At 72.3% G+C, this 26,841-nt stretch carries 23 protein-coding genes; 13 read left to right on the top strand and 10 right to left on the bottom strand.

What is annotated here, in order from left to right; all coding sequences use genetic code 11:
• Nucleotides 1–211 precede the first annotated feature (211 nt).
• Complete coding sequence (locus ACGFSC_RS38845; RefSeq protein ID WP_392864972.1) at nt 212–1,012, top strand: S1 family peptidase; 801 nt, start codon at nt 212–214, stop codon at nt 1,010–1,012.
• A gap of 251 nt (nt 1,013–1,263) precedes the next feature.
• On the opposite strand, the gene ACGFSC_RS38840 is transcribed toward ACGFSC_RS38845, so the two are convergent.
• A complete protein-coding gene (locus tag ACGFSC_RS38840) occupies nt 1,264–1,494 on the bottom strand; it encodes a hypothetical protein (protein WP_359912625.1) in 231 nt (76 codons plus the stop codon).
• A gap of 538 nt (nt 1,495–2,032) precedes the next feature.
• Between ACGFSC_RS38840 and ACGFSC_RS38835 the strand changes: the two genes are divergently transcribed.
• The 6 genes from ACGFSC_RS38835 (at nt 2,033) to ACGFSC_RS38810 (ending at nt 9,262) form a co-directional block, all read left to right on the top strand.
• A complete protein-coding gene (locus ACGFSC_RS38835) occupies nt 2,033–4,144 on the top strand; it encodes a DNA topoisomerase IV subunit B (protein WP_359912622.1) in 2,112 nt (703 codons plus the stop codon).
• 154 nt (nt 4,145–4,298) lie between these two features.
• Nucleotides 4,299–4,784 (top strand): DUF1453 domain-containing protein, encoded by a 486-nt coding sequence (locus ACGFSC_RS38830; RefSeq protein WP_359912619.1) that lies wholly within the window; start codon nt 4,299–4,301, stop codon nt 4,782–4,784.
• A 29-nt stretch (nt 4,785–4,813) separates the two neighbouring features.
• Entirely contained in the window at nt 4,814–5,989 is a 1,176-nt protein-coding gene (locus ACGFSC_RS38825) for a histidine kinase (RefSeq protein WP_359912616.1), read from the top strand.
• Nucleotides 5,986–6,693, top strand: coding sequence for a response regulator transcription factor (locus ACGFSC_RS38820; protein WP_359912613.1), 708 nt, complete (start codon nt 5,986–5,988; stop codon nt 6,691–6,693). The genes ACGFSC_RS38825 and ACGFSC_RS38820 overlap by 4 nt, the downstream gene beginning before the upstream one ends.
• A 320-nt stretch (nt 6,694–7,013) precedes the next feature.
• Nucleotides 7,014–7,445, top strand: coding sequence for a DUF485 domain-containing protein (locus ACGFSC_RS38815; protein ID WP_359912610.1), 432 nt, complete (start codon nt 7,014–7,016; stop codon nt 7,443–7,445).
• Nucleotides 7,442–9,262, top strand: coding sequence for a cation acetate symporter (locus ACGFSC_RS38810; protein ID WP_359912607.1), 1,821 nt, complete (start codon nt 7,442–7,444; stop codon nt 9,260–9,262). Before ACGFSC_RS38815 ends, ACGFSC_RS38810 begins: the two co-directional genes overlap by 4 nt.
• 104 nt (nt 9,263–9,366) lie before the next feature.
• Here the strand turns inward: ACGFSC_RS38810 and ACGFSC_RS38805 are convergent, their stop codons facing one another.
• Complete coding sequence (locus ACGFSC_RS38805) at nt 9,367–10,053, bottom strand: response regulator (RefSeq protein WP_359912604.1); 687 nt, start codon at nt 10,051–10,053, stop codon at nt 9,367–9,369.
• On the bottom strand, nt 10,053–11,648 hold the full coding sequence (locus tag ACGFSC_RS38800; RefSeq protein ID WP_359912601.1) for a sensor histidine kinase: 1,596 nt from the start codon (nt 11,646–11,648) through the stop codon (nt 10,053–10,055). Before ACGFSC_RS38800 ends, ACGFSC_RS38805 begins: the two co-directional genes overlap by 1 nt.
• Nucleotides 11,649–11,898: 250 nt before the next feature.
• Between ACGFSC_RS38800 and ACGFSC_RS38795 the strand changes: the two genes are divergently transcribed.
• From ACGFSC_RS38795 to ACGFSC_RS38785, 3 genes are read left to right on the top strand one after another with little or no spacing between them, the layout of a single operon-like run.
• A complete protein-coding gene (locus ACGFSC_RS38795; RefSeq protein ID WP_359912598.1) occupies nt 11,899–12,723 on the top strand; it encodes an ABC transporter ATP-binding protein in 825 nt (274 codons plus the stop codon).
• A complete protein-coding gene (locus ACGFSC_RS38790; protein ID WP_380350878.1) occupies nt 12,713–13,648 on the top strand; it encodes an ABC transporter permease in 936 nt (311 codons plus the stop codon). Before ACGFSC_RS38795 ends, ACGFSC_RS38790 begins: the two co-directional genes overlap by 11 nt.
• A 38-nt stretch (nt 13,649–13,686) precedes the next feature.
• On the top strand, nt 13,687–14,748 hold the full coding sequence (locus ACGFSC_RS38785) for an ABC transporter substrate-binding protein (RefSeq protein ID WP_359912595.1): 1,062 nt from the start codon (nt 13,687–13,689) through the stop codon (nt 14,746–14,748).
• Nucleotides 14,749–14,802: 54 nt separating this feature from the next.
• Here the strand turns inward: ACGFSC_RS38785 and ACGFSC_RS38780 are convergent, their stop codons facing one another.
• From ACGFSC_RS38780 to ACGFSC_RS38755, 6 genes are all read right to left on the bottom strand, one after another.
• On the bottom strand, nt 14,803–15,705 hold the full coding sequence (locus ACGFSC_RS38780) for a sucrase ferredoxin (protein ID WP_359912592.1): 903 nt from the start codon (nt 15,703–15,705) through the stop codon (nt 14,803–14,805).
• A 39-nt stretch (nt 15,706–15,744) separates the two neighbouring features.
• A complete protein-coding gene (locus tag ACGFSC_RS38775) occupies nt 15,745–16,467 on the bottom strand; it encodes a hypothetical protein (RefSeq protein WP_359912589.1) in 723 nt (240 codons plus the stop codon).
• Between the two features lie 17 nt (nt 16,468–16,484).
• Complete coding sequence (locus ACGFSC_RS38770; protein WP_359912586.1) at nt 16,485–17,522, bottom strand: hypothetical protein; 1,038 nt, start codon at nt 17,520–17,522, stop codon at nt 16,485–16,487.
• Nucleotides 17,523–17,534: 12 nt separating this feature from the next.
• Nucleotides 17,535–18,803, bottom strand: coding sequence for a hypothetical protein (locus tag ACGFSC_RS38765; protein WP_359912583.1), 1,269 nt, complete (start codon nt 18,801–18,803; stop codon nt 17,535–17,537).
• A 28-nt stretch (nt 18,804–18,831) separates the two neighbouring features.
• The gene (locus ACGFSC_RS38760; protein ID WP_359912580.1) at nt 18,832–19,125 is read right to left on the bottom strand and encodes a hypothetical protein; all 294 of its coding nucleotides are present in this window, start codon (nt 19,123–19,125) and stop codon (nt 18,832–18,834) included.
• Nucleotides 19,126–19,314: 189 nt separating this feature from the next.
• Complete coding sequence (locus tag ACGFSC_RS38755) at nt 19,315–21,765, bottom strand: DNA topoisomerase IV subunit A (protein WP_359912578.1); 2,451 nt, start codon at nt 21,763–21,765, stop codon at nt 19,315–19,317.
• Nucleotides 21,766–22,072: 307 nt separating this feature from the next.
• Between ACGFSC_RS38755 and ACGFSC_RS38750 the strand changes: the two genes are divergently transcribed.
• The 3 genes from ACGFSC_RS38750 to ACGFSC_RS38740 all read left to right on the top strand — a co-directional run bounded on the left by ACGFSC_RS38750 (nt 22,073) and on the right by ACGFSC_RS38740 (nt 26,323).
• On the top strand, nt 22,073–23,422 hold the full coding sequence (locus ACGFSC_RS38750) for a pitrilysin family protein (protein ID WP_359912575.1): 1,350 nt from the start codon (nt 22,073–22,075) through the stop codon (nt 23,420–23,422).
• A 20-nt stretch (nt 23,423–23,442) separates the two neighbouring features.
• Nucleotides 23,443–24,807, top strand: coding sequence for a pitrilysin family protein (locus ACGFSC_RS38745; protein WP_359912630.1), 1,365 nt, complete (start codon nt 23,443–23,445; stop codon nt 24,805–24,807).
• A 322-nt stretch (nt 24,808–25,129) separates the two neighbouring features.
• Nucleotides 25,130–26,323 (top strand): RtcB family protein, encoded by a 1,194-nt coding sequence (locus tag ACGFSC_RS38740; protein ID WP_359912572.1) that lies wholly within the window; start codon nt 25,130–25,132, stop codon nt 26,321–26,323.
• Nucleotides 26,324–26,366: 43 nt separating this feature from the next.
• On the opposite strand, the gene ACGFSC_RS38735 is transcribed toward ACGFSC_RS38740, so the two are convergent.
• Nucleotides 26,367–26,648: an HPr family phosphocarrier protein gene (locus ACGFSC_RS38735; RefSeq protein ID WP_049653316.1), complete on the bottom strand. Its 282-nt coding sequence runs from the start codon at nt 26,646–26,648 to the stop codon at nt 26,367–26,369.
• Between the last annotated feature and the right edge of the window lie 193 nt (nt 26,649–26,841).

The following is a 26,841-nucleotide window of genomic DNA, read 5'->3' as shown; positions in this document are numbered from 1 at the left end:
GCTCGTCCGGGTGGCGGCGCGGCGGGAAGCGGTCGCACGGTGCAGCCGGTCACCTACGCTGTGCCGGTTGCCTGCTTCCGAGCCTCCTGGAGTCACGGTGCCGACCGAGCCGGACCGCACTGACCTGCCGACGCCCATCCCGTTTCCGGCAGACCTCGCCGATCCGGTCGATCCGGCCGTCGGCCGGGCGGGCCGCCGCCGCAGGGCCGCCGTGCTGGCGCTGCTGGCCGCCGTGCCCGTCCCGCTGGTCGCCCTCGGCGGCGCGGCGCCGGCCGAGGCCCAGCGCCGGGTGGTCGGCGGTACGGCGGCGAGCACCGGGGACCACCCGTGGATCGTGGCGCTGTCCAGCCGCCAGCAGTTCGGCAGCGGCCGTTCCGGCCAGTTCTGCGGGGGAGCGCTGGTCACCCCGACCAAGGTGGTCACGGCCGCGCACTGCTTCTACGACGAGGGCAAGGGCCGGGTGGAGCGGCCGGGCCTCAAGGTGATCGTCGGCCGGGACGACATGCGCGGCACGACCGGCCGCGAGATTGCGGCGCGGTCGGTCTGGATCCACCCCGACTACTCCTTCGACGCGAACATGAACGACGTCGCGGTGATCACCCTGGCCGAGTCCCAGGGCGCCCGGCCGGTGGTCGAGCTGGTCGGCCAGGGCGAGACGGCGCCGTACCTGGCCGGGACCACGGCGCAGGTGTACGGCTGGGGCGACACCACCGGGCGGGGCGACTACTCGCCCACGCTGCGCGGGGTGTCCGTGCCGATCGTGCCGGACGGGGCCTGTGCGCAGGCGTACCCGGGCGGGCAGGACGGAAGGTTCGACGCCCGCGGCATGGTCTGCGTGGGCGAGGAGCGGGGCGGCAAGGACGCCTGCCAGGGCGACAGCGGCGGCCCGATGATCGTCGAGGGCCGGCTGGTGGGCCTGGTGTCCTGGGGGACCGGCTGCGCCGAGGCGGCGCACCCGGGCGTCTACACCAGGGTGTCCTCGGTCGCCGACGCGGTGCGCTCGGTCCTGTGAACGTCCGCGGACGCGGTGTGTCCGGTGAAGCGGACGTCGCGGTGGGTGTGCGCCCGGTCACGTGCTGACGCCGGGTTCTGACGCGGCGTCGGCAGTCGTGGCCGGACCGTCACCGGACCCGGGAGGGTGCCCGGGGGTACAGCAGAGCCGGGCGGCCGGCCCCCGAGGGGGTCAGCCGCCCGGCCCACCGGTCGCGCGCGGTGCACGACCGGACACAGCTCGACGCCGGCTGCTGGTTTTGGCGCCCGGGATCAGCGCTCGTCTTCGGTCGCCGTGGCGGTGGTCGTGGTGAGACGGCCGCTCTCGTCCTGTATCTCCACGGCGATCTTCTTGAGCTCGGGCTCGAACTTCCGGCCGTGGTGGGCGCAGAAGAGCAGCTCTCCGCCGCTGGCGAGTACGACGCGCAGGTAGGCCTGGGCGCCGCAGCGGTCGCAGCGGTCAGCCGCGGTCAGCGGGCTCGCAGGGGTCAGAACAGTAGTCACGTCGCCTCTTCTCTAGCTCGACGAGCTGTCGTACCAGGGTCAACATCCAACCAGGCCGAAAACGTTCCCGCTCGTGGCTTTTCTTCTCTGAGGATTCTGCTGTGTTGATGAGGACGTGCCCCGGGCGTCGGTGGTTCATGCGTGCCGATTCCCGGGATCCGCCCGTCGCTCGAACGCCCGATCGGGATCGGGTACGAGGTCCGCGTAGCATAATCCTCTGCCGGGTTGGAGCATAAGCCCCGCCCCGGGCCCCGGTAGCCTGCATAACGGCAGTTCCGGAGCCTGTGCCGGGTCCCACGATCCGCCAGGACCGGTGGTACCGGGAGGAGATGGCGCCCCCGGGGTCCGTACCCGGGTGCGGTGCTTGTTCGCGCAGCGCGTACAAGCTGCGCGGGGCCGGCCCGTCGTGCTGTGCACCCGGCGCAGGGGCTCGGGCACGCAGGGCGACGGGTGTCGGTGCGGCGTGCTGCACTGGCGTTTGGTCCGGATGCGTCCGGATGTGACCGATGAGACAGAACTTCACCGAGGAGAGTGCCGCGTGAGTGCCGAAACGACCGTGCCGTCCGCGCTGCTGGCCGGCGACGACGGTTCCAACTACACCGCGCGGCACCTGCTCGTCCTGGAGGGCCTGGAGGCGGTCCGCAAGCGCCCCGGCATGTACATCGGCTCGACCGACAGCCGCGGCCTGATGCACTGCCTCTGGGAGATCATCGACAACTCCGTCGACGAGGCGCTCGGCGGCTACTGCGACCGCATCGACGTCGTGCTGCACCCCGACTCCTCGGTCGAGGTCCGGGACAACGGGCGCGGCATCCCGGTCGACGTCGAACCCAAGACCGGGCTGTCCGGCGTCGAGGTCGTGATGACCAAGCTGCACGCCGGCGGCAAGTTCGGCGGCGGCTCCTACGCGGCCTCCGGCGGTCTGCACGGCGTCGGCGCCTCGGTCGTCAACGCGCTCTCCGCCCGCCTCGACGTCGAGGTCGACCGCGGCGGGCACACCCACGCGATCAGCTTCCGCCGCGGCACCCCCGGCCTCTTCACCGAGGCCAGCCCGGACGCGCCCTTCGAGCCCGGCAACGGCCTGACCAGGGCCCGCAAGGTGCCGAAGACCCGCACCGGCACCCGGATCCGCTACTGGGCCGACCGGCAGATCTTCCTCAAGGACGCCAAGCTCTCCCTGGAGAACCTGCACAGCCGCGCCCGGCAGACCGCCTTCCTGGTCCCCGGCCTCACCATCGTGGTGCGTGACGAGCGGCTCACCGAGAGCGAGAAGGTCGAGGAGAGCACCTTCCGCTTCGACGGCGGCATCGCCGAGTTCTGCGAGTTCCTGGCCCCCGACAAGCCGGTCTGCGACGTGGTGCGGCTGCACGGCGAGGGCACCTTCAAGGAGACCGTGCCGGTCCTGGACGACCTCGGGCACATGACCCCCACCGAGGTCACCCGGCACCTCGGTGTGGACATCGCGCTGCGCTGGGGGACCGGCTACGACACCACGCTGCGCTCCTTCGTCAACATCATCGCCACCCCCAAGGGCGGCACCCACGTCACCGGGTTCGAGCGCTCGCTGGCCAAGACGGTCAACGAGGCGCTGCGCGCGGGCAAGCTGCTGCGGGTCGCCGAGGACGACATCACCAAGGACGACGCCACCGAGGGCCTCACCGCGGTGGTCACCGTCCGGCTCGCCGAGCCGCAGTTCGAGGGCCAGACCAAGGAGGTGCTCGGCACCTCGGCGGCCAACCGGATCGTCGCGGCCGTCGTCGCCAAGGAGCTCAAGGCCTTCCTGACCTCGGCCAAGAAGGACCAGAAGCTCCAGGCCCGGGCCGTGCTCGACAAGGTCGTCGCGGCCGCCCGCACCCGGGTCGCCGCCCGGCAGCACAAGGAGGCCCAGCGCCGCAAGACCGCGCTGGAGACCAGCTCGCTGCCCGCCAAGCTGGCCGACTGCCGCAGCGACGACGTCGACCGCAGCGAACTGTTCATCGTCGAGGGGGACTCCGCGCTCGGCACCGCCAAGCTCGCCCGCAACTCCGAGTTCCAGGCGCTGCTGCCGATCCGCGGCAAGATCCTCAACGTGCAGAAGGCCTCGGTGAGCGACATGCTCAAGAACGCCGAGTGCGCCGCGATCATCCAGGTGATAGGGGCCGGCTCGGGCCGCACCTTCGACATCGACCAGGCCCGCTACGGCCGGGTCATCTTCATGGCCGACGCCGATGTCGACGGTTCGCACATCCGCACCCTGCTGCTCACCCTCTTCCACCGCTACATGCGGCCGATGGTGGAGCAGGGCCGGGTCTTCGCCGCCGTGCCGCCGCTGCACCGGATCGAGCTCACCAGCCCCAAGCGCGGCCAGGAGAAGTACCACTACACCTACTCCGACGCCGAACTGCGCTCCACGCTGCTGGAGTTCCAGCGCAAGAACCAGCGCTGGAAGGAGCCGGTGCAGCGCTACAAGGGCCTGGGCGAGATGGACGCCGACCAGCTGGCCGAGACCACCATGGACCCGCGCCACCGCACGCTGCGCCGGATCAACCTGGGCGACCTGGAGCAGGCCGAGAGGATCTTCGACCTGCTGATGGGCAACGACGTCGCCCCCCGCAAGGAGTTCATCGTGGACTCGGCGGCCACCCTGGACCGCTCCCGCATCGACGCCTGATCCCGGCCGTGCGCGAGGGCCCTCCACCCACGGGTGGAGGGCCCTCGCGCTGCCGGTTCCACCCGTGCTCCACCCCGGCTCCGATCAGCGGGAAGCGCCGGATCCGTAGCGTCGGAGAGGTCAGCAACAAGCCTTTCGCGGGACGGAGAATTCGATGGGTTCCATCGCCGACATCCTCGTGGCCCTCGCGGTGGTGGTCCTGGTGGTCCAGCGCCAGATGCGCGTCCAGCGCCTGGACACCGAGCGCCGTTTCTGGCTGCTGCCGCTGATCCTGGGCGCGCTCGCGCTGCGCGACCCGCAGCTCCTCGACCACCAGCACACCGCGCTCTCCGCCGGGCTGCTGGCCGCCGGACTGGTCGCCGTGCTCGCGATGGGCACGGCCTGGGGCTGGACCGTCCGGATCTGGCGGGCCTCCGACGGCAGCGTCCTGGTCAAGGGCACCAGGGCCACCGTGGCCGCCTGGTGCGGGATGATCGCCGTCCGGATCGGCCTGTACGCGGTCGGTGCGGCCCTGCACGTCCACCAGGCGGGCAGTTCGCTGATGCTGGGCATGGCGGTCCTGCTGCTGGTCCGCTCCTTCGTGGTGAACTGGAGGGCCCGGTCGCTGGAGCCCTCGCGGCCCGCCGCCGCACTGCACTGACCCGCCGCCGTGAGCATCGAGGAGGCCCCGTGGCCGGGTGGTACTGGACCCGCTGGCCGTCCCGGGAGGGGATCGGCCACGAGGACGAGAGCCGGCCTCGGCGGGTCCTGTCCGTGTTCGGCCGGAGCGTCCTGCTGGTCGCCGTCGGCTGGGGGACCTTCTCCGGCGGCAGGTACACCGGCTGGACGGTGGCGGCCGCGGCGGCCGGGCTGGCCGCGGCCGTCGCCCTCTGCACGGCGTACCTGCGGGTCACCCGGGAGCAGCGCCCGGCGCTCTCGTACCTGCTGGCCGCCGGCCTGGTCGGCGGCGGCTGGCTCGCCGACCTGGGGCTGGCCCACACGCTGGCCGACTTCCTGTGGATCGGGTTGGCCGTGACGGCTCTGATCCGGCTGCCGCCCGCGCCCGCGCTGGTCGTCGCGGCGGCCGCGCTGGGTTCGTACACGGCGGCCTCCCCGGCGGGCTGGCTCGGCAACGCCGCCACCGTCGGGGGCTCCGTCCTGGTCGGCTGCCTGCTGCGGCTGGACATCGAGGCGCGCGGCACCGCCCGCCGGCTGCTCGCCCAGGAGCGGGCCGCCCAGGCCGCCCAGGCGGAGAGCGCGGCGCTCGCCGAACGGGCCAGGATCGCGCGGGAGATCCACGACGTGCTCGCCCACAGCCTCTCCGCGCAGCTCGTCCACCTGGAGGCGGCCCGGCTGATGCTGGACGCCGGGACGGACCGCGAGCAGATCCGCGAACGGGTCGTCGCCGCCCGGCGGATGGCGCAGGACGGACTGGCCGAGACCCGCCAGGCACTGTCCGCGCTGCGCGGGGAGCTCACCCCGGTCGGGGAGTTCCTGGTCGAGCTGACCGGTCGGGAGCGGGCCGCCCTCACCGTCACCGGCACGCCCCGCCCGCTCGCCGCCGAGGTCGCCCTCGCGGTGCGGCGCACCGCGCAGGAGGCGATGACCAACGTCCGCAAGCACGCGTCCGGGGCCCGCGGCTCCGTCGAACTGCGCTACCTGGACGGCGCGGTGGAGCTGGAGGTGTGCAACACCCGGCCGCCGCGCGGCCGATCCGCGGGTGGGCCCCCGTCGGAGGAGCTGGCCGCCAGCGGCAGCGGGTACGGTCTGCTGGGAATGCGCGAACGCGCGGAACTGCTCGGGGGCACGCTGCTGGCGGGCCCGCAGGACGGAGGGTGGCGCGTGCTGCTGCGGGTGCCGGCATGAGTGAGCACATGGGTGGTGCGGGGGCGATCAGGGTGGTGGTCGCGGACGACCAGACCGTGGTGCGCGAGGGCATCGTGATGCTGCTGGGGCTGCTGCCCGGCATCGAGGTGGTCGGTGCGGCCGGGGACGGGGAGGAGGCCGTCGCCCTGGTGGAGCGTCATCACCCGGACGTGGTGCTGATGGATCTGCGGATGCCGCGCTGCGACGGGGTCGAGGCGACGAGGCGGATCCGCTCGGCGCACCCGGAGACCGAGGTCGTGGTGCTCACCACCTACGCCGACGACGACTCGCTGTTCCCCGCGCTCCGGGCCGGGGCGCGCGGCTACCTCACCAAGGACGCCGGCGCCGAGGAGATCGCCCGGGCCGTCGCGGACGTCCGCTCGGGTGCCGCCGGGCTCTCCCCGCAGGTCCAACTCCGGCTGCTGGAAAGGCTTTCGGAGCAGCACGACGACTCCGGGCCGGCCGCCGGGAGGCCCGGAACCCGGTCGGGGGAGCTGCCCGACGGGCTGACCGTCCGGGAGGCCGAGGTGCTGGCGCTGATCGCCGAGGGGCTGTCCAACGCCGAGATCGCCCAGCGGCTGTTCGTCAGCCAGGCGACCGTGAAGACCCACATCAACAATCTGTTCGCCAAGACCGCGGTGCGGGACCGGGCTCAGGCGGTCGCGTACGCGTTCCGACACGGAATCACTGGGACGCAGCAGTAGTCCGATGAGTGTCTGTCGGATGATCGATCACCTCATCGAGTGAACGTATCTGCGATGGTCAGGGGCGCTCTCCTAGGGCCGCCATCATGGTTCGGGTCAGAACATCCGGCCGTCCAGGAGCAGCAGTGCCACAGCAGCAGACGAGCAGTCCCGGCCCGGGACAGCAATTCGACTGGTGGGCCGCTGCGGCCGCCGGTACCCCCGTTGAGTCCGCCGAGCCATCGGCTGCGCACCGCCGGACGGCGGTACCGGCGCAGTCGGGCCCCGCCCCCACGGACCACGTTCCTACGGCCCGGTCGGCAGAGGCCGCCGTCGGGTCAGTGGCCGTCGGCGCACCGGTCCACGGGGCCGCCGTCGAGCCGTTCGCCCAGAGCATCCCAGCCGATCCGGCGGCCCCGGCCGCACCGCACGCACCACTCGACGAGGAACCGGTCGCCGACCGCACCGAGGTCTACCGGACGGTTCAGGCCAGCGAGACGTTCCTGCAGATCCGCCGCAGCTACCGGACCTTCGTCTTCCCGATCACCGGTGCCTTCCTCGCCTGGTACCTGCTGTACGTCGCCGCCCAGGCGGGTGCCCCGGACCTGATGCGCAGGACGGTGGCCGGCCCGCTCAACGTGGCCTGGCTGCTGGGGCTGCTGCAGTTCGCCTCGACCTTCCTGCTCACCTGGCTCTACGCCCGCAACTCCCGGACCAAGCGCGACCGCGCCGCCCTGGGCCTGCGCTGGGACACCCAGGACCAGCTGCGATGACGCCCCTGCTGGCCACCGTGCCCACCGATGCGGCCAAGGCCGCGGTGCAGACCGCCGTCCGGACCGTGGTGTCGACCGCCACCCCGCCGCCGGTCGCCCCCACCGGCGACCACCACTCGCTCGCCATCGCGCTGTTCGCCGTCGTCGTCCTGGTCACCCTGGGGGTCACCCTCTGGGTCGGCCGCCAGGGCAACGCCGCCGAGGACTTCTTCGCCGGCGGCCGCGACTTCACCCCGCTGCAGAACGGCTTCGCGCTCTCCGGGGACTACCTCTCCGCCGCGTCCTTCCTGGGCGTCGCCGGGCTGATCGCGCTGTACGGCTACGACGGCGTGCTCTACAGCATCGGCTTCCTGGTCGCCTGGCTGGTCGTGCTGATGCTGGTCGCCGAACTCGTCCGCAACGCGGGCCGGTACACCCTCGCCGACGTCCTCGCGCTGCGGCTGCGCCGTCGCAAGGTGCGCGCCGCGGCCGGTGGCGCCAGCGTCGTGGTCACCCTGCTCTACCTGGTGGCCCAGATGGTCGGCGCCGGTTCGCTGGTCGCCCTCCTGCTCGGCACCGGCAGCCCGCACGCCCGCACCTGGACCATCATCGCGGTCGGCGCCCTGATGATCGTCTACGTCACCATCGGCGGGATGCGGGCCACCACCTGGATCCAGATCATCAAGGCCTTCCTGCTGACCGGCGGTTCGGTGCTGCTCACGGTGCTGCTGGTGGTCCGCTTCCACGGGGACCTCGGCGAGCTGATGCGCGAGGCCGCCCAGCACAGCGGCGCCGGGCAGCGCTACCTGGAGCCCGGGCTCAAGTACGGCGGCAGCATCACCAGCCGGCTGGACTTCGTCAGCCTCGGCCTCGGCCTGGTGCTCGGCACCGCGGGCCTGCCGCACATCCTGTCCCGCTTCTACACGGTGCCCACCGCGCGGGCCGCCCGCCGCTCCACGATGTGGGCGATCGGCCTGGTCGGCAGCTTCTACCTGATGGCCATCGTGCTCGGCCTCGGCGCCACCGCGCTGATCGGCTCGGCCGAGGTGCGGCACGCCAACTCGGCCGGGAACACCGCCGTTCCGCTGCTCGCCCTGGTGCTCGGCGGCGGCAACGGCAGTACCGGCGGGGTGGTGCTGTTCGCCCTGATCTCGGCGATCGCCTTCGCCACCATCCTCGCGGTGGTCGCCGGGCTGACCCTGGCCTCCTCGGCGGCCTTCGCCCACGACATCTGGGCCGGCGCCTGGCGCGCCCGGCCGAGCCGCGAACAGGTGAAGAGCCGCGAACAGCTGAAGAGCCGTGAGCAGTCGAAGAACGGCCGCGGGCGGCGCCGCCGGGGCGAGACCGTCCCGGCCTCCCGGGCGGCGGAGGAACCGGTCTCCGAGCTCAGTGAGCAGCAGGAGGTGGTGGTCGCCCGGTTCGCCGCCGCCGGGATCGGTGCGACGGCGATCGTGATCAGCCTCTTCGCCCAGCAGCTGAACGTCGCCTTCCTGGTGGGCCTGGCCTTCGCCGTCGCCGCGTCCTCCAACCTGCCGGTGCTGCTGTACAGCCTGTTCTGGTCGCGGTTCACCGCTCGCGGCGCGGTCTGGGCGGTGTACGGCGGGCTGGTCCCGGCGATCGTGCTGGTGTTCTTCTCTCCGGTGGTGTCCGGCTCCCCCGAGGCGCTCTTCCCGGGACTCGACTTCCACTGGTTCCCGCTGGAGAACCCGGGCATCGTCTCCATCCCGCTGGGCTTCCTGGCCGGCTGGGTGGGGACGGTCACCTCGTCCGAGCCCGCCGATCCGGACCGGTTCGCCGAGCTGGAGGTACGTGCCCTCACCGGTGCGGGCGCGGCCTGAGCCGTCGCGCCCGGGGAACCCCGGCGGGCCTGGGGCCGCCGGGGTTCCCCCCTGTCCGGCCCCAGGTCCGAGACCAGGCCCGGCCCCTGTCCGGAGACCGTGCCCTAGGCGCGGGCCGCCAGCCCGTAGCGGTGCTCCGGCCGGCCGGTGTCGCCGTACCGCAGGGTCAGCCGCAGCCGGCTGTCCCGCTCCAACTGCTTGAGGTAGCGCTGCGCGGTGGAGCGGCTCAGCCCGGTGGCGTCGGCGACCTCCTGGGCGGACAGCGGCCGGCCGGCCCGGCGCAGCACCCCCATCACCAGGTCCGTGGTGGGCGCCGAGTGGCCCTTGGGGAGCGTTCCGGCCGGGGCGGCGGCGCTGCGCAGGGTCGCGAACAGCCGGTCCACCTCGTCCTGGCCGGCCTCCCGGGCCGGCGCGGCGAGCGCGTGGCGCAGCTGCGCGTACGCCACCAGCTTCTCCCGCAGCCCGGCGAAGGTGAACGGCTTGACCAGGTACTGGAGTGCGCCGTGCTGCATCGCGGCGTGCACCGTCGACACGTCCCGGGCGGCCGTCACCATCATCACGTCGCAGGCGACCTGGCGTTCCCGCAGCCGGCGCACCAGGGCCAGGCCGGTCTCGTCGGGCAGGTGGTGGTCGAGCAGCAGCAGGTCCACCGGGCGGCGCTCCAGGGCGGCCAGCGCCTCCCCGGCCGAGTGCGCGGTGCCGGTCACCCGGAAGCCCGGAACCTTGGCCACGTAGGCGGCGTGCACGTCCGCGACCCGGAAGTCGTCGTCCACCACGAGTACGTCGATCATCACGCCTCCACGAGCCGACTGGTGAGCAGGGCCTCGGGCAGCTCGACGGTGAACCGGGCGCCGCCGAGCGGCCCGGTGTCGAGCACGATCCGGCCGCCGGTCCGCTCGACCAGCCGCCGCACCATCGCCAGCCCCAGCCCGCGCGGACGGTGCGCGGGCGCGTCCTTGCTGGTCCACCCCTCTTCGAAGACCTGCTCGCGCAGCTCCTCCGGCACGCCCGGGCCGCTGTCCGCGACCTGCAGCAGCAGGGTCGCTCCGGCCGCCGCCAGGCTGACCTCCACCCGGCCCCCGCCGCCCGCGGCCAGGGCGTCCACCGCGTTGTCGATCAGGTTGCCGAGCACCGTCACCAGTGCCCGGGCGTCCACCACCGCGTCCGGCAGGTGCGCCGCCGCGGCCAGCGCCAGCAGCACCCCGCGCTCGCCCGCCACCGAGGTCTTGCCCGCCAGCAGTGCCGCCACGTGCGGGTCCTGCACCTGCTCGGCGATCCGCGCGGCGACCACGGCGTGCGAGCCGGACTGCTCCGAGATGAACGCCACCGCCTGCTCGTGGCGGCCCAGTTCCAGCAGGCCCAGCAGGGTGTGCATCCGGTTGGCGTGCTCGTGGTCCTGGGCCCGCAGCGCCTCGGTCAGGCTGCGGGTGGTGTCCAGCTCGCGGACCAGCGACTCCAGCTCGGTGCGGTCCCGCAGGGTGACCACCGCGCCGCCCTCGGGCGTGGTCGTGCGGTTCACCACGAGCACCCGGTCGTCCCGGACGGCCGGCAGGTCGGCGCCGGCGATCCGCCCGGAGAGCACGTCCGCCAGCCGGCCCGGTGGCAGCACCGCGCCGATCGGCCGGCCGGTGCAGTCCTCGGGCAGGCCGAGCAGCCGCAGGGCCTCGTCGTTGGCCAGCCGGATCCGGCCGCGTTCGTCCAGCGCCACCAGGCCCTCGCGGATTCCGTGCAGCATCGCCTCCCGCTCGACCAGCAGCGCCGAGATGTCGGCCAGCGCGATGTTGTGGGTGCGGCGCTTGAGCCGGCGGGCCAGGAGGAGGGTGGCGAGCGTGCCGGCGGCCAGGCCGGCGCCCGCGCACAGCAGGATGCCGGTGAGCATCGTCAGCAGCCGGCGGCGGATCGAGTCGTCGCTGATGCCGACCGAGACCTCGCCGACGATCCGGCCGTCCGCCATCCGCAGCGGCACCTTGCCGCGGGCGGTGCGGCCCAGGGTGCCCTGCTGGATGGCGGTGACGCTGCGGCCGCTGAGGGCCGGCTCCGGATCGGTGCTGACCCGCTGGCCGATCCGGCCCGGGTCGGTGTGCGAGAGCCGGATGCCGTCCAGGTCGGTGACCACCACGAAACTGGCGCCGGTGGCCAGCCGGATCTGCTCGGCGTTGCGCTGGGCGGCCACCACGTCGCGGCCGGCGGCGGCCCGGGCGATGTTCTCGTCGGTGGCGGTGGCCTGGGCGATCGACAGCGCCCGCTGCATCGCGTCGTGGTCCAGCTCGCTGCTGACCGGGGCCAGGAACAGCCCGGCGGTCACGGCGGTGACACCGACGGTGACGACGGTCTGGCTCAGCAGCAGCTGGGCGAAGACCCGGCGGGGTCCGCGGGGGAGCTTCATCCGGACCTCCTCTCGGCGGCTGCGGGGGATCGGGCGTCCTCGGGGGGCGGTCGGGGCGCCGATGGGTGGGGTCGGGACACCCTATGTTTCCGGGGTGTTTCTGTCAGCCGCGTCCCCGCAGTTGTAGCGGAAGCAAAACGAGCAGAACACCCCTCTATGCGGAGAAGTCGCACTACGCGAAGAAGGCTCCCGCCGGGGCCGGGCCCGCTCCTACCTTTCCGGGGCAGGCAACAGACCCGGGAGGATCGACATGAGCAAGACCCCGGCGATCGAGCTGACCGGCGCGACCAAACGGTTCCGCACCCCCTCCGGGGCGCTGCACACCGCCGTCCGCGATCTCGATCTGACCGTCGCCCAAGGCGAGTTCGTCGCCGTCGTCGGCCCCACCGGCTGCGGCAAGTCCACCACGCTGACGCTGGTCAGCGGCTTGGAGGAGCCCACCGAGGGCGAGGTCCGGGTGTACGGCGAGCCCGTGCGCGGGATCGACCCCAAGGTCGGGTTCGTCTTCCAGCAGGACGCCGTCTTCCCCTGGCGCACCGTCCTGTCCAACGTGATGGCCGGCCCGCGCTTCCGCGGCGTGCCCGCCGCCGAGGCCCGGGAGCGGGCCCGGGACTGGCTCGGCCGGGTCGGCCTGGCCGCCTTCGAGGACCGCTACCCGCACCAGCTGTCCGGCGGCATGCGCAAACGCGTCGCGCTCGCCCAGACCTTCGTCAACGACCCGGCGATCCTGCTGATGGACGAGCCGTTCTCGGCACTGGACGTGCAGACCCGGGCGCTGATGTCGGACCAGCTGCTGGAGCTGTGGGCGGGGACCGGTTCCTCCAGGGACGCGGCGTCGGTCGTCTTCGTCACCCACGACCTGGACGAGGCCATCGCGCTCGCCGACCGGGTCGTCGTCATGACGGCCGGACCGGCCACCGTCAAGGAGATCTTCACCGTCGACCTGCCGCGCCCGCGCAGCGTGGAGGCCGTCCGACTGGAACCGAGGTTCGTCGAGCTGTACCGCGAGATCTGGGCCTCGCTCGGCGAAGAGGTGCGCATCACCCGGGAGAGAGGAGCGGGTCGTGCCGCTTGAGACCGCATCCGAGTCCGCGTCCGAGCCCGGGGCGGAGTCCGTGTCCGGGTCCGGGGCGGCGCCGGCGTCCGCGCCGGCCGCCGCCGGGAAGCCCCCGGCCGTCACGACGAGGACCGAGGCCCGTGAACGGGCCGCCCGCAACCGGAGGCTGGGTGTCTTCGGCGCCCGGGTCGCGGTGCTGGTCGCCTTCCTCGGACTGTGGGAGGTCTGCGCCCGGACGGACGTCATCGACCCGTTCAACTTCTCCCAGCCGTCGAGGATCTGGGACCAGATCTGGCAGTGGACCACCCACGGAACCGCGCAGGGCTCGCTCGGCGAGCAGATCGGCTACACCCTCTACGAGGCCCTCACCGGCTGGGTGATCGGCGTCATCGGCGGTGTGCTGCTGGGCATCGCGCTCGGCCGGGTCCGCTTCCTGGCCGACGTCCTCGGGCCGTACATCAAGGTGCTCAACGCCATCCCGCGGATCGTGCTCGCGCCGATCTTCCTGATCTGGTTCGGCCTGGGCCCGGCCTCCAAGGTCGCCTCCGCGGTGGTGCTGGTGTTCTTCCCGGTGTTCTTCAACGCCTTCCAGGGCGCCCGCGAGGTGGACCGCAACCTCGTCGCCAACGCCCGCATCCTGGGCGCCGACAACCGCAGGGTCACCCTCCAGGTGGTCATCCCCGCCGCCACCACCTGGATCTTCACCAGCCTGCACGTCAGCTTCGGCTTCGCGCTGATCGGCGCCATCGTCGGCGAGTACATCGGCGCCACCAAGGGCCTCGGCCTGCTCGTCGCGGCCGCCCAGGGCACCTTCAACGCGGCCGGCGTCTACGCGGCCATGACCATCCTCGCCGTCGTCGCGCTGCTCACCGAGGGACTGCTGACCTTCGCCGAGAAGAAGCTGTTCCGCTGGAAGCCCGCCGACGCGGGCGACGGCCGCTGAACTCCCCCCGTCGTCAGAAGAGAGAGGCACCCCCACCCATGCGCAGACCAGTCGCCGCCGCCCTCGCCGCCGCCCTGCTCCTCCCGCTCTCCGCCTGTGCCAACGACGCCGCCACCGCCGGCCACGGCGCCGTCGCCGCCCCCGCCGGGCAGCAGGTCGACGGACCCAAGGTCAAGATCATGGTCGGTGGCCTGGACAAGGTCATCTACCTGCCCGCGATGCTCACCCAGCGGCTCGGCTACTTCGCCGACGCCGGCGTCAACGTCGAGCTGATGACCGAGCCGGCCGGCGTCAACGCCACCACCGCGCTGCTCGCCGGGGACGTCCAGGGCGCCGTCGGCTTCTACGACCACACCATCGACCTCCAGGCCAAGGGCAAGAAGGTCGAGTCCGTCGTGCAGTTCGCCCAGGCGCCCGGCGAGGTCGAGGTGGTCTCCACCAAGCAGGCCGACGCCATCAGGTCCGGCGCCGACTTCAAGGGGAAGAAGCTCGGCGTCACCAGCATCGGCTCCTCGACCGACTTCCTCACCAAGTACCTCGCGGTCAAGAACGGCACCGCCGTCAGCGAGTTCAGCCCGATCGCGGTCGGCGCCGGCCAGACCTTCATCGCCGCGCTCCAGCAGGGCAGCATCGACGCCGGGATGACCACCGACCCGACCGTCGCGAACATCCTGGACAAGGGCCTCGGCAAGGTCCTGTACGACATGCGCACCCCCGAGGGCTCGCGCGAGGCCCTCGGCGGGCTGTACCCGTCCTCGTCGCTGTACATGAACACCGACTGGGTGGAGAAGAACAAGGACACCACCCAGAAGCTCGCCAACGCCTTCGTGAAGACCCTCAAGTGGATGTCCGGCCACACCCCCGAGGAGATCGCCGCGAAGATGCCCGCCGACTACGCGCAGGGCGGCGCCGAGCAATACGCGGCGGCGATCAAGGCGACGCTGCCGATGTTCACCACGGACGGCGTGATGCCGGCCGACGGGCCGAAGACGGTGCTCTCGGTGCTCGCCGCCTTCCACCCGGACGTCAAGGGCAAGGAGGGGACGATCGACCTGGCGAAGACGTACACCACGGAGTTCGTCGCCAAGGCGGCCGGCTGACGCTCCGCCCCGGCGGTCCCGCGCTCACCCCCACGGGCGCGGGGCCGCCGCGTTTCAGACCCCCCGTACGGACAGCACGTCCATCCGCGAGGGCGTCCCCGCCGCCTTGCCGCAGCTCTCCGGGCGGGCCGGCTCGCTGGCCGCCTCGATCACGTCCACCTCCCAGGACCGCCCGTCCCGGTGCAGCACCGTCACCAGCCAGCGGCCCCCGCCGTCCGGCCGCTGGGTGAGCGTCAGCACGTCCACCCCGGTCTCGCCGGTGGCCAGCCGCACCGCGTGCTCGGCCGCCTGGCCCGGACGCTCCCAACCCGAGCAGCCCCGCGACCACTCCGGCACCACGTGCCCGGCCGCCGTCGCCGCCAGCACCTCCTTGGCCGTCTCCGGCGTCAGCCGCCCGTACGCGTAGCCGTACGGCAGCACCAGCATCGTGGGGGAGAAGCGGTGCCCGCCCAGGTGGGTCACCTCCCACACCTCGCTGTGCCCGGCCGCCGCCAGCTCCGCCGCGAGCGGACGGCCCAGCAGCGCGCAGCAGCGGTCCCGCCGCCCGTTGGTGCACACCAGGGCCACCGGCCCGCCGACGTGCTCCGTTCCGAAGCCGGTGTGGTCACCGGCGCCCAGCGCCGCGAAGTCCAGCTCCAGCAGCTCCGCCGGATCCGCCACCCCCGCCCGGCGCACCCAGCCGCGGCCGGGCACCGTGTGCGCCACGAGCACCTCGTGGCGTGCGGTCGGCAGGCAGTCGGCGTGCCGCCCGGGCCGCCGGATCAGGGCCACCCGCACGCCCGTCCCCGCCGCGGCCGCCTCAAGCGCCCGCCCGACCGCCGCGTCCAGGTGGCTCTCACCCAGCGCCTTCGCGCCCCACGGTCCGTTCTGCTCCACCAGCAGCCAGGTGGTCGCCACCGCCGCCGTCGCTGCCAGCGGCTCCGAAAGTTCACGCGACACGGTCGCACAGGTGCTCACCCCGGCAAGGCTACCCTCACCTGATCACCCTCACCCGGCTCACCCGAACGCGGCCCTCACCCGCTGCGCCACCTCCTCGTCCACCGCGTCGTACATCGGCTCGGAGACGGTCGGGAGGTCGGCGAACTCCAGGTGGATGCTGCGGACGACATCGGCGAACAGCTCCGAGTAGAGCACCCAGTCCTCGGGGCACGGGGTGCTCAACTCCAGCGAGAGCAGCTGGGACTCGTTCGGCAGCGGCAGGTGCACCTGGATCACCGAGGTGGTCAGCACCCCGTCGACGAGCGGGACCGCCAGGCCGTCCAGCGGGGTCGACCCGTCGTCGACCGGGGTCGCCACGGCGTCGATCACCGCCACCGCCCGCCCGGCCGGCAGCTCGACCGCCGTCACCTCCGCCTCCGGACGGGACAGGGCCAGACGGGTGAGCAGGAAGTCCACCGCGCCCGGGTAGTCGGTCCCGACCAGGGGGCACACCGAGGCCACGATCGACGCCGTGCTGGGGCGGCCGTCCACGTCCACCAGGCACATCCCGGCGTGGACCACCCCGGCCTCGGCCATCGGCGGGATCAGCTCGGCCAGCGCCACGGCCCAGCGCACCCGCATCTCCTCGGGATGGGAGGCCAGCACCTCGCAGACCAGCTCCCAGAGCTCCTCGGCCACCTCGTCGTCGGTGCCCAGCACCGGGACCTCGTGGAAGGCGGGCGGGACGACGAAGCGGATCTGGAGCCGGGTGTCCTCGGTGGCCGTCGGAATGTCGGACATCGGGCCTTCCACGGAGGTCATGAGGGCTTGCGGATCCGGTTGCGGACGTCCAGCCAGGACGGCGGGACGGGGACCGGGACGCCGTACGCGCGGGCCTCGATCAGCAGGTCGAGGTAGGCGGCGGCCCGGTCGCGCAGGCCGGAGCGGTGCCAGGTCCAGAGTTCCTTCAGCGCGGGGAAGGCGGCGAGCACGCCGATGCCGATCAGCCCCATGCCGAGGGAGGTGAGCTGCCGACGGTGCTCGGCACCGGCGGGGTCCATGCCCAGGGGGGCGACGATCATGCCGACGACCACGGTGAGGATGAAGATCCTGCCCCACGTGCTGATCTGCTGGCGGGAGCGCTTCACGGCGGTGAGCAGCCCCCTGGCGGCCTGCTCGTCCAGGAAGTCGAGGCCGTGCGGAGCACCGATCTCACGGGCCCGGGCGGCCAGCGCCGGATGGAGGGTGAGCGCGCCGACCGGCAGCACCGGGAACTTCGGGTCGATTACGGCGTCGGTCGGCCACCATGAGCCGTGCAGCGCGGGGGCGGAGGACGGGGGAGCGGCGGAGGGGTGCGCGGTCGGAGCGGCGGGGTACGGCGCCGGGGCGGCAGGCGGCTGTGGAGCGGTTGCGGCGCTCTCTTCCCAGGAGGCCCGATCGGCATCGACTCCCCACTCGGCGGGAATCCGGACCGTCAGTCCCGCGCGCCTGGCGTGGTTCAGCAGACCGATGTACGTGGTGAAGTGCACTGAGGCGGCGTCCTTCTCCGAAGCGCGGTGCGCACCCCATGCCCAGAGTGCGATGCCGGCCGGAATCCCCAGGATCACTGCTGCCCAGTTGCCAGTGATCGAGGTGGCCGCGATCGCCATGATGATGAGCAGCCACGCCAGCTCGGAGTAGGAACCCACTCGGTTCCGTAGCCTCAGATGTCTGGTCACCACCTCGCGTGCCACGTGGTCGTGCAACAGGTTGATCCCATAGAGGGTTTCGGCCCGCCGCGCGGCCTCGGCCACCTCGGGCACCGCGGCGATCCTCCCGCCTTCGACGGGGAGCGTCGCATGGAAATCGTTGGCCATGGGTCTCTCCTCTCAGCCGACGGCGTTCAGGAACGGTGTGGACGGCAGACGGTAGGCGGGCTTGGGCACTCCGGGGGCGACGATGTGGGACTCCCTCTCCTTCTCCTCTTGGTCCTTCTCGTAGTTCCGGTAGAGGCTGTGGGAGAGCCCGCCCGCCTTGTTCGAGATCGTGATCATGCCGGGGTCCACCTCGACGCCGGTTTTCTTGAGCCCGCCGACGATGGCCCTGGTCGACAGGGGGTTGCGGGTCATCTCGTACAGGGACGTGCCGGCACCACGGGTCCGCGCGGCGACACCGGATCCCTTCGCGAGCTGCATCGACTCCCTGAGGTTGCCGACGTGGGCCTTGACCTTGTTGACGACGCCCGGGACCTTGGCCGCCTTGGCTGCCTTCCCAGCGGTGGCGAAGCCCTTGATGGCGCCGACACCGGGGATCACCCCGAGCCCGTCCAGCCCGATCTTCAACCAGGAGACGTCCTGTCCACGGGACTTGGCGATGCCGTGACCGGCCATCGCGGCCGCGCTGGTCAGCATGGCCGCAGCGCCCAGCACCGGGCCCGCGACGGGGATCGCCAGCGCCGCGATCGCCAGCCCGGCGGAGATCTGGGACAGGAGGTCCGCGTGCTCGGCCAGGAAGTCCAGCGACTTCTGCCAGGCGTGCTCCACCTTGTCCAGCATCTTCTTGAGGAAGTTCGGGTCCGGCGGGTGGTGCCGGGACGCCTCCATGATGGCCTTGGCGGCCACCTCGGCCTTGTTCTTGTGGTCCGCGAGCTGCTTGCGGCCGTTGGCGATCACCTCGTCGAGCTGGTGCACGAGCTGCTGCTGGGCCTGGAGTTTGGCCTCGAAGTCGGCCTTGGCCTTGGTCCGGGCGGCCGCGTCGGTGGACTGCGCGGAGGCGTCGAGGGCCTTTCCCGCGGTGTCGCACTGGACGTTCATGTCGCCCAGTCGGGAGCGCAGTTCGACGGCTTGGGCCTCCATGGTCCGGCCGGTGGAGAGCAGTCCGGTGAGCTGGGTGTGCCAGGTCTTGAGGGCCCGTGAGCAGGTGGCCATCGATTCGTGGCCCTGGGTGAGGTACTTGGGCAGTTCGCCCAGTTTGCCGGCGAAGTTGCGGGCCGCCTCGCCCTGCCAGGCGCTGCCCTCGGAGCCGAGGTCGGCGAGCGCGTGGCGCAGTTCCTCCAGTTCGCGGGCGACGGCGTCGACGTCCGCGTACATCTTGGCGATGGCCGGGAGGTCCCCCGGGGCCGGGCAGAAGCCGAGGCCCGGCCAGTTCTTGTCACTCATGGTGGAAGTCAGTCCCCTGGGTGTTGGCTCAGGTCGCGCCGAGGCCCTTGGCGGTGCCCTGCTCGTTGTCCCCGTAGTTCTTGAGCGAGGCGTCGAGGCCTTCGCGCAGGCCGTGGGCGAGCTTGGCCATCCGGCCGATGCCGCCGTGCCAGTGGTCCTCGAAGCCCTTGCAGGCCGAGTCGAGCCGCTCGGTGCCCAACTGCTTGCCCTTTCCGAGGTTTTCGAGGCTCTTGGCGACCGCCCCCATGCGGTTGCCGCACTCGTCGAGCTGCTTGGACACGGTTCTCATCCGGCCCATGTCGATCTTGAATTCTTCGGCCAACTCCCCGTCCCCCCAATGCATGTGGCGCGATATGGAGCACCTGTTCGGTGAACCTAACCCATGGGTGGGCAAAGTTCGGGCCATGCCCGGGAATTGGAGATCGCCCTTCCGCATTCCCGGTCGGACGGGCACGAAAAAGCGGAGGGGCACCGGATGATCTCCGGTGCCCCTCCGCTCGTACGGGTGTCTTTACGCCGGGCCGGCGACCACCGCGATCGGGGTGGTGACCGGGGTGCCGGAGCCGTCGCGGCGCGGGTCGCGCTCGGGCAGGTCGACCGGGGCGCCCTTGGCGGTGGCGGCGCGGGCCGGGGCGGCGCCGGCCCAGGCGAAGGTCAGGGCCTCCTCGCCGCGCAGGAATCGCTGGCAGCGCACGCCGCCGGTGGCACGGCCCTTGCGCGGGTACTGCTCGAACGGGGTGACCTTCCAGCTCGTCTGCTCGCCGTCGGAGAGCGTGCCCGTGGCCGTGGCCACCGAGACCACCACCGCGTCCGCCGCCGGGTCCACCGCCGTGAAGGACAGCACCCGCGCGCCGTCCGACAGCTTGATGCCCGCCATGCCGCCCGCCGGGCGGCCCTGCGGACGCACCTGGCCCGCCGGGTAGCGCAGCAGCTGGGCGTCCGAGGCGATGAAGACCAGGTCCTCCTCGCCGGTGCGCAGTTCGACCGCGCCCACCAGCTCGTCACCCTCCTTGAGGGCGATCACCTCGAACTCGTCCTTGTTCGCCGGCCACTCCGGCACCACCCGCTTCACCACGCCCTGCAGCGTGCCCAGCGCCAGCCCCGGCGAGGACTCGTCGAGGGTGGTCAGCGCCAGCGCCCGCTCCCCGTCCTCCAGCCGCAGGAACTCGCCCACCGCGGCCCCGCCCGCCAGCGTCGGCGACGGTGTCGGCGGCAGTGCCGGAAGGTCGATCACCGGCAGCCGCAGCACCCGGCCCGCGGACGTCACCACGCCCACGTCCGCCCGTGCCGTCGCGTGCACCGCCGACACGATCACATCGTGCTTCGCCCGCTTCTCCGACACCTCGAACGGCTCGCCGTCCGCCGTCCGCGCCAGCAGGCCCGTCGACGACAGCAGCACCCGGCACGGGTCGTCCGCGACCTCCAGCGGCACCGCCAGCGCCGCCGAGGGCACCGCCCCCGCCTCCAGCAGCACCGTGCGCCGCTCGGTGCCGAACTGCTTCGACACCGCGCCCAGTTCGGACGACACCACGCTGCGCAGCTTGGTGTCCGACTCCAGGATCTCGGTCAGGTCCGCGATCTCGGAGGTCAGCTTCGCCTTCTCCTGCTCCAGCTCGACCCGGTCGAAGCGGGTCAGCCGGCGCAGCGGGGTGTCCAGGATGTACGCGGTCTGCGTCTCCGACAGCGAGAAGCGCTCCATCAGGCGCTCCTTCGCCTGCTGGGCGTTGTCACTCGACCGGATGATCGCGATGACCTCGTCGATGTCGACCAGGGCCACCAGCAGGCCCTCGACCAGGTGCAGCCGCTCCTCGCGCTTGCGGCGGCGGAAGTCGCTGCGCCGGCGCACCACGGTGAAGCGGTGGTCGACGTAGACCTCCAGCAGCTCCTTCAGCCCCAGCGTCAGCGGCTGGCCGTCGACCAGCGCCACGTTGTTGATGCCGAAGGTCTCCTCCATCGGCGTCAGCTTGTACAGCTGCTCCAGCAGCGCCTCCGGCACGAAGCCGTTCTTCACCTCGATGACCAGCCGCAGCCCGTGCTCGCGGTCGGTCAGGTCCTTGACGTCCGCGATGCCCTGGAGCTTCTTCGCGTTGACCAGGTCCTTGATCTTCGAGATGACCTTCTCCGGGCCGACGTTGTACGGCAGCTCGGTGACCACGATGCCCTTGCGGCGGGCCGTCACCGCCTCCACCGTCGTCGTCGCCCGGATCTTGAACGTGCCGCGGCCCGACTCGTACGCGTCCCGGATGCCCGACAGGCCCACGATCCGCCCGCCCGTCGGCAGGTCCGGACCGGGCACGAACCGCATCAGCGTGTCCAGGTCGGCGTTCGGGTGCTTGATCAGGTGCCGGGCCGCGGCCACCACCTCGGAGAGGTTGTGCGGCGGCATGTTCGTCGCCATGCCGACCGCGATGCCCGTCGCGCCGTTCACCAGCAGGTTCGGGAACGCGGCCGGCAGCGCCAGCGGCTCCTGCTCGCTGCCGTCGTAGTTCGGGCCGAAGTCGACGGTGTCCTCGTGGATCGACTCCACCATCGCCATCGAGGCGGCCGTCAGCCGCGACTCGGTGTAGCGCATCGCGGCCGGCGGGTCGTCGTTGCCCAGCGAACCGAAGTTGCCGTGGCCGTCGATCAGCGGCAGCCGCATCGAGAACGGCTGCGCCATGCGCACCACGGAGTCGTAGATGGACGCGTCACCGTGCGGGTGCAGCCGGCCCATCACCTCGCCCACCACGCGCGCGCACTTCACGTGCGCGCGCTCGGGGCGCAGGCCCATCTCGTTGGCCTGGTACAGGATCCGGCGGTGCACCGGCTTCAGGCCGTCCCGTGCGTCGGGCAGCGCACGCGAGTAGATCACCGAGTAGGCGTACTCCAGGAAGGAGCCCTGCATCTCGTCCACGACGTCGACGTCGAGGATCCGCTCCTCGAAGTCTCCGGGCGGCGGGGTCTGCGAACTGCGGCGGGCCATCGCGGCGGGGCTCCCTTACGTGTCGCTGGCTGTGTCTCGGTAGGTCGTCGGTCGGTCGCCGAACGCCCGGGGGCGGTCGTCGGCCGTCTCCGCACCGTCCCGCCGCCGGACCCGTCAACCGGGTGCCGCCGACAGGGCGCGGCGCCCCCATTGTGGACCCTCTCGCCGACACTCCCGGTCAGCGGCCCTCTTCCGCCCCTGGCGAACGGCCCCGTCCGCGCGGACACGAACACGGCTCCCGCACGTTGCACCACAATGGGGGACGCCACACGAACCCCGACATCGACGACGGGAAGGACCCGAGCGCATGGCCAACCCGGCCCCCGCCTCCAGCCGAGGCATCGCCATCACCGAGCACCGCCTGGCCAACGGCCTGCGCGTCGTCCTCTCCGAGGACCACCTGACCCCGGTCGCCGCCGTCTGCCTCTGGTACGACGTGGGCTCCCGCCACGAGGTCAAGGGCCGCACCGGCCTCGCCCATCTCTTCGAGCACCTGATGTTCCAGGGCTCGGCCAACGTCTCCAACAACGGGCACTTCGAGCTCGTCCAGGGCGCCGGCGGCTCGCTCAACGGCACCACCAGCTTCGAGCGCACCAACTACTTCGAGACCATGCCCGCCCACCAGCTGGAGCTCGCCCTCTGGCTGGAGGCCGACCGGATGGGCTCGCTGCTCGCCGCGCTCGACGAGACGTCCATGGAGAACCAGCGCGACGTCGTCAAGAACGAGCGCCGCCAGCGCTACGACAACGTCCCGTACGGCACCGCCTTCGAGAAGCTCACCGCGCTCTCGTTCCCGGACGGCCACCCGTACCACCACACGCCGATCGGCTCCATGGCCGACCTCGACGCGGCCACCCTGGAGGACGCCCGCACGTTCTTCCGGACGTACTACGCGCCCAACAACGCCGTCCTGTCCATCGTCGGCGACATCGACCCCGAGCAGACCGTCGCCTGGGTCGAGAAGTACTTCGGCTCCATCCCCGCGCACGACGGCAAGCAGCCCCCGCGTTCGGGCGAACTCCCCGAGACCATCGGGCGGGAGATCCGCGAGGAGATCCACGAGGACGTCCCCTCGCGCGCCCTGATGGCCGCCTACCGCCTCCCGCACGACGGCACCCGCGAGGCCGACGCCGCCGACCTCGCCCTCACCATCCTCGGCAGCGGCGAGTCCAGCCGCCTCTACAACCGGCTGGTCCGCCGCGACCGCACCGCCGTCGCCGCCGGCTTCGGCCTGCTGCGGCTGGCCGGCGCCCCCAGCCTCGGCTGGCTCGACGTCAAGACCTCCGGCGACGCCACCGTCGAGCGGATCGGCACCGCCGTCGACGAGGAGCTCGCCCGCTTCGCCGCCGAGGGCCCCACCGCCGAGGAACTCGAACGCGCCCAGGCCCAGATCGAGCGCGAGTGGCTCGACCGGCTCACCACCGTCGCCGGCCGGGCCGACGAACTGTGCCGCTACGCCGTCCTGTTCGGCGACCCCAAGCTGCTCAACGACGCCCTCCCCAAGGTCCTCGACGTCACCGCCGAAGAGGTCCAGGCCGTCGCCAAGGCCCGGCTCCACCCCGACAACCGGGCCGTCCTCGCTTACGAGCCGACCGCCGCCGCCGAGACCGACGCCGACTCCGACGCCGCTTCCGAAGAGGAGGGTGCCGCCGTATGAGCACCGACTTCGTTCCCGCCATGACCTTCCACCCGCAGCCCCGGCCGGGCACGCCCAGCCCCTGGGACTTCCCCGCCCCCGAGCGGGCCGCCCTCGGCAACGGCATCACCGTCCTGCACTGCCACCGGCCCGGCCAGCAGCTGGTCGCCGTCGAGGTCCTGCTCGACGTCCCGCTCGCGGCCGAGCCCGAGGGCCTCGACGGCATCGCCGGGATCCTCGCCCGCGCCTTCAGCGAGGGCACCGACAGCCTCAGCGCCGAGGAGTTCGCCGCCGAGCTGGAGCGCGCCGGCGCCACCCTGGACGCGCACGCCGACCACCCGTGCATCCGGATCTCGCTGGAGGTCCCCGCCTCCCGGCTCCAGCGCGGCCTGTCCCTGCTGGCCGACGCCCTGCGCGCCCCCGCGCTGCCCGAGGCGGAGATCGAGCGGCTGGTCGCCAACCGCCTGGACGAGATCGTCCACGAGCAGGCCAACCCCGCCCGGCGTGCCGCCAAGGCCCTGTACGCCGAGCTCTTCGACGCCGCCGACCGGCTCTCCCGGCCCCGCGCCGGCACCGCCGACACCGTCAAGTCGATCGACCGCGCCGCCGTCAAGGCCTTCTACGACGCCCACGTGCGCCCCGCGACCGGCACCGTCGTGGTGGTCGGCGACCTCACCGGGGTGGACCTGCCGGCGCTGCTGGAGAGCACCCTCGGCACCTGGACCGGGACGGCCGCCGAGCCGTCCGTCCACGCCCCGGTCACCGGCGACGACCGCGGCCGCGTCGTCATCGTGGACCGCCCCGGCTCCGTCCAGACCCAGCTGCTCATCGGCCGGATCGGGCCCGACCGCCACGACCCGGTCTGGGCCGCCCAGACCCTCGGCACCTACTGCCTCGGCGGCACCCTCACCTCCCGCCTCGACCGCGTCCTGCGCGAGGAGAAGGGCTACACCTACGGCGTGCGCGCCTTCGCCCAGCCGCTGCGCTCGGCCGCCGACGGCAGCGGGCGCGCGATGCTCGCCATCAGCGGCTCGGTGGACACCGCCTCCACCGCCCCCGCGCTGGCCGACACCTGGACCATCCTGCGCACCCTCGCCGCCGAGGGCCTCACCGACGCCGAGCGCGACGAGGCCGTGCAGTTCCTGGTCGGCGTCGCCCCGCTGAAGTACGAGACCGCGGGCTCGGTCGCCGGCACGCTGGCCGACCAGGTCGAGCAGTACCTGCCGGACGACTACCAGGCCGAGGTGTACCGGCAGCTCGCCGAGCTGCGCACCGCCGCCGCCACCGAGGCGGTCGTCGCGGCCTTCCCGCCGGACCGGCTGGTCACCGTCCTGGTCGGCGACGCCGCCGTGATCGCCGACGACGTGCGGGCGCTCGGCATCGGCGAGGTCACCGTCGTCAGCTGACGCCTCTCGCCGTTCCGTCCGGCCCGGTGGAGCACCCGCTCCGCCGGGCCGGACGCGTTTTTAAATCCATTGCGGGCCGCACCCGTTCCGTGGATAGATGTTCCCCGGCGCACAGCACGTGCGCACTGCGACGAGGGAAGGGAGGCGGTCACCATGCGGGTCGAGCAAGCCATACGACGACGCTCCCCAAGGCCGTACTCCCCCCGTACCGCGACCCTGGGCGTCTGAGCCCAGCCCTGAACTTCCCCGAGCCGCGCCGGGATCCTTTCGCGCGGCACCCCACCCTTCTGCGAACCACCCGACCTCTGGAGGTCGTTCAACCATGACGTACACCGAGGTGCCCGGCGTCCGGGTCCCGATCCGGATGTGGACCGACCCGGCGACGGTCGAGGGCCAGGCCCTCCAGCAGCTGCGCAACATCAGCTCCCTGCCGTGGCTGCACGGCCTCGCCGTGATGCCCGACGTCCACCTGGGCAAGGGCGCGACGGTCGGCTCCGTCATCGCCATGAAGGACGCGGTCTGCCCGGCGGCGGTCGGCGTCGACATCGGCTGCGGGATGAGCGCGGTGAAGACCTCGCTCACCGCCGAGGACCTCCCGGACGACCTCTCCGTCCTGCGCCGCGAGATCGAGCGGGCCATCCCGGTCGGCCGAGGCCTGCACACCGACCCGGTCGACCCGACCAAGCTGAACGACTTCCGCGCGGCGGGCTGGGACGACTTCTGGCAGCGCTTCGACGGCATCGCGGAGGACGTCAAGTGGCGCCGCGAGCGGGCGATGCAGCAGATGGCGACGCTCGGCGGAGGAAATCACTTCATAGAACTGTGCGTTGATACGACCGGTGCGGTCTGGCTGATGCTGCACTCCGGATCGCGCAACGTCGGCAAGGAACTGGCCGAGCACCACATGGGCGTCGCCCGCGCGCTGCCGCACAACCAGGGCCTGATCGACCGGGACCTGGCCGTCTTCCTGGCGAAGACCCCGGAGATGGCCGCCTACCGCCAGGACCTGTTCTGGGCGCAGGAGTACGCCAAGAACAACCGCGCGCTGATGATGGCGCTCTTCCAGGGCGTCGTCCGGCGCGAGTTCACCAAGGCGGAGGTCACCTTCGACGAGGTCATCAGCTGCCACCACAACTACGTGGCGGAGGAGCGGTACGACGGCGTCGACGTGCTGGTGACCCGCAAGGGCGCGATCCGGGCCGGCTCCGGCGACCTCGGGATCATCCCCGGCTCGATGGGGACGGGTTCCTACATCGTCCGCGGTCTGGGCAACGCGTCGTCGTTCAACTCCGCCTCGCACGGCGCCGGCCGCAAGATGAGCCGCACCGCGGCGAAGAAGCGGTTCACCGCCCGGGACCTGGTCGAGCAGACCAAGGGCGTGGAGTGCCGCAAGGACGGCGGCGTGGTGGACGAGATCCCGGGCGCCTACAAGAACATCGAGAAGGTCATCGAGCAGCAGAAGGACCTCGTCGAGGTGGTCGCGCACCTCAAGCAGGTCGTCTGCGTCAAGGGCTGACCGAAAGCCGATCGGGGTGCCGCCACGGTGTGTGCTGCGAGGCTCAGGCCGCGGCCGGGAGCTCGTCGAGGCCTTCGGAGACGAGCTTGGCGAGGCGGTCGAGGGCGTCGTCGGCGTTCTCGGCGTCGGAGGCGAGGATGACCTCGTCGCCGCCCTGGGCGCCCAGGCCGAGGAGGCCGAGCATGGAGGCGGCGTTGACCGGGTTGCCGCCGGGCTTGGCGATGGTGATCGGCACGCCGGTGGCCGTGACGGCCCGGACGAAGACGGAGGCGGGACGGGCGTGCAGGCCCTCGGCCCAACCGATGGTGACGCGGCGCTCAGCCATGAGACGTGCCTTTCCGGTGAAGCTGGTCACGGCCGTGCTCAGGGGGAGCGGGGGAAGCGGCCATGTTGTCTAGACCAGTGTTGCACGCAGGCGGCCCCTGGAAACCGCCGCGTTCAGGAGTTGTGATTGTTTCTTTTCGGGGCATAAAACCCGGTCGATGGCGCTGTCCACCCTGCCGTGAGCACGCGCCCGG

Origin of the sequence: Kitasatospora sp. NPDC048715 (genome assembly GCF_043198905.1) — a bacterium.
Lineage (GTDB): Bacteria > Actinomycetota > Actinomycetes > Streptomycetales > Streptomycetaceae > Kitasatospora > Kitasatospora lactacystinica.
The sequence above is the reverse complement of the archived record's forward strand: the minus strand, read 5'-3'. Positions and strand labels throughout refer to the sequence as shown.

Bases quoted from the DNA above. Each gene is read 5' to 3' on its own strand.
- ACGFSC_RS38740 (WP_359912572.1), top strand. From the start codon at position 25,130: ATGACGTACACCGAGGTGCCCGGCGTCCGGGTCCCGATCCGGATGTGG.
- ACGFSC_RS38750 (WP_359912575.1), top strand. From the start codon at position 22,073: ATGGCCAACCCGGCCCCCGCCTCCAGCCGAGGCATCGCCATCACCGAG.
- ACGFSC_RS38735 (WP_049653316.1), bottom strand. From the start codon at position 26,648: ATGGCTGAGCGCCGCGTCACCATCGGTTGGGCCGAGGGCCTGCACGCC.
- ACGFSC_RS38755 (WP_359912578.1), bottom strand. From the start codon at position 21,765: ATGGCCCGCCGCAGTTCGCAGACCCCGCCGCCCGGAGACTTCGAGGAG.
- ACGFSC_RS38795 (WP_359912598.1), top strand. From the start codon at position 11,899: ATGAGCAAGACCCCGGCGATCGAGCTGACCGGCGCGACCAAACGGTTC.
- ACGFSC_RS38745 (WP_359912630.1), top strand. From the start codon at position 23,443: ATGACCTTCCACCCGCAGCCCCGGCCGGGCACGCCCAGCCCCTGGGAC.
- ACGFSC_RS38820 (WP_359912613.1), top strand. From the start codon at position 5,986: ATGAGTGAGCACATGGGTGGTGCGGGGGCGATCAGGGTGGTGGTCGCG.
- ACGFSC_RS38785 (WP_359912595.1), top strand. From the start codon at position 13,687: ATGCGCAGACCAGTCGCCGCCGCCCTCGCCGCCGCCCTGCTCCTCCCG.
- ACGFSC_RS38775 (WP_359912589.1), bottom strand. From the start codon at position 16,467: ATGTCCGACATTCCGACGGCCACCGAGGACACCCGGCTCCAGATCCGC.
- ACGFSC_RS38765 (WP_359912583.1), bottom strand. From the start codon at position 18,803: ATGAGTGACAAGAACTGGCCGGGCCTCGGCTTCTGCCCGGCCCCGGGG.
- ACGFSC_RS38770 (WP_359912586.1), bottom strand. From the start codon at position 17,522: ATGGCCAACGATTTCCATGCGACGCTCCCCGTCGAAGGCGGGAGGATC.
- ACGFSC_RS38805 (WP_359912604.1), bottom strand. From the start codon at position 10,053: ATGATCGACGTACTCGTGGTGGACGACGACTTCCGGGTCGCGGACGTG.
- ACGFSC_RS38800 (WP_359912601.1), bottom strand. From the start codon at position 11,648: ATGAAGCTCCCCCGCGGACCCCGCCGGGTCTTCGCCCAGCTGCTGCTG.
- ACGFSC_RS38810 (WP_359912607.1), top strand. From the start codon at position 7,442: ATGACGCCCCTGCTGGCCACCGTGCCCACCGATGCGGCCAAGGCCGCG.
- ACGFSC_RS38830 (WP_359912619.1), top strand. From the start codon at position 4,299: ATGGGTTCCATCGCCGACATCCTCGTGGCCCTCGCGGTGGTGGTCCTG.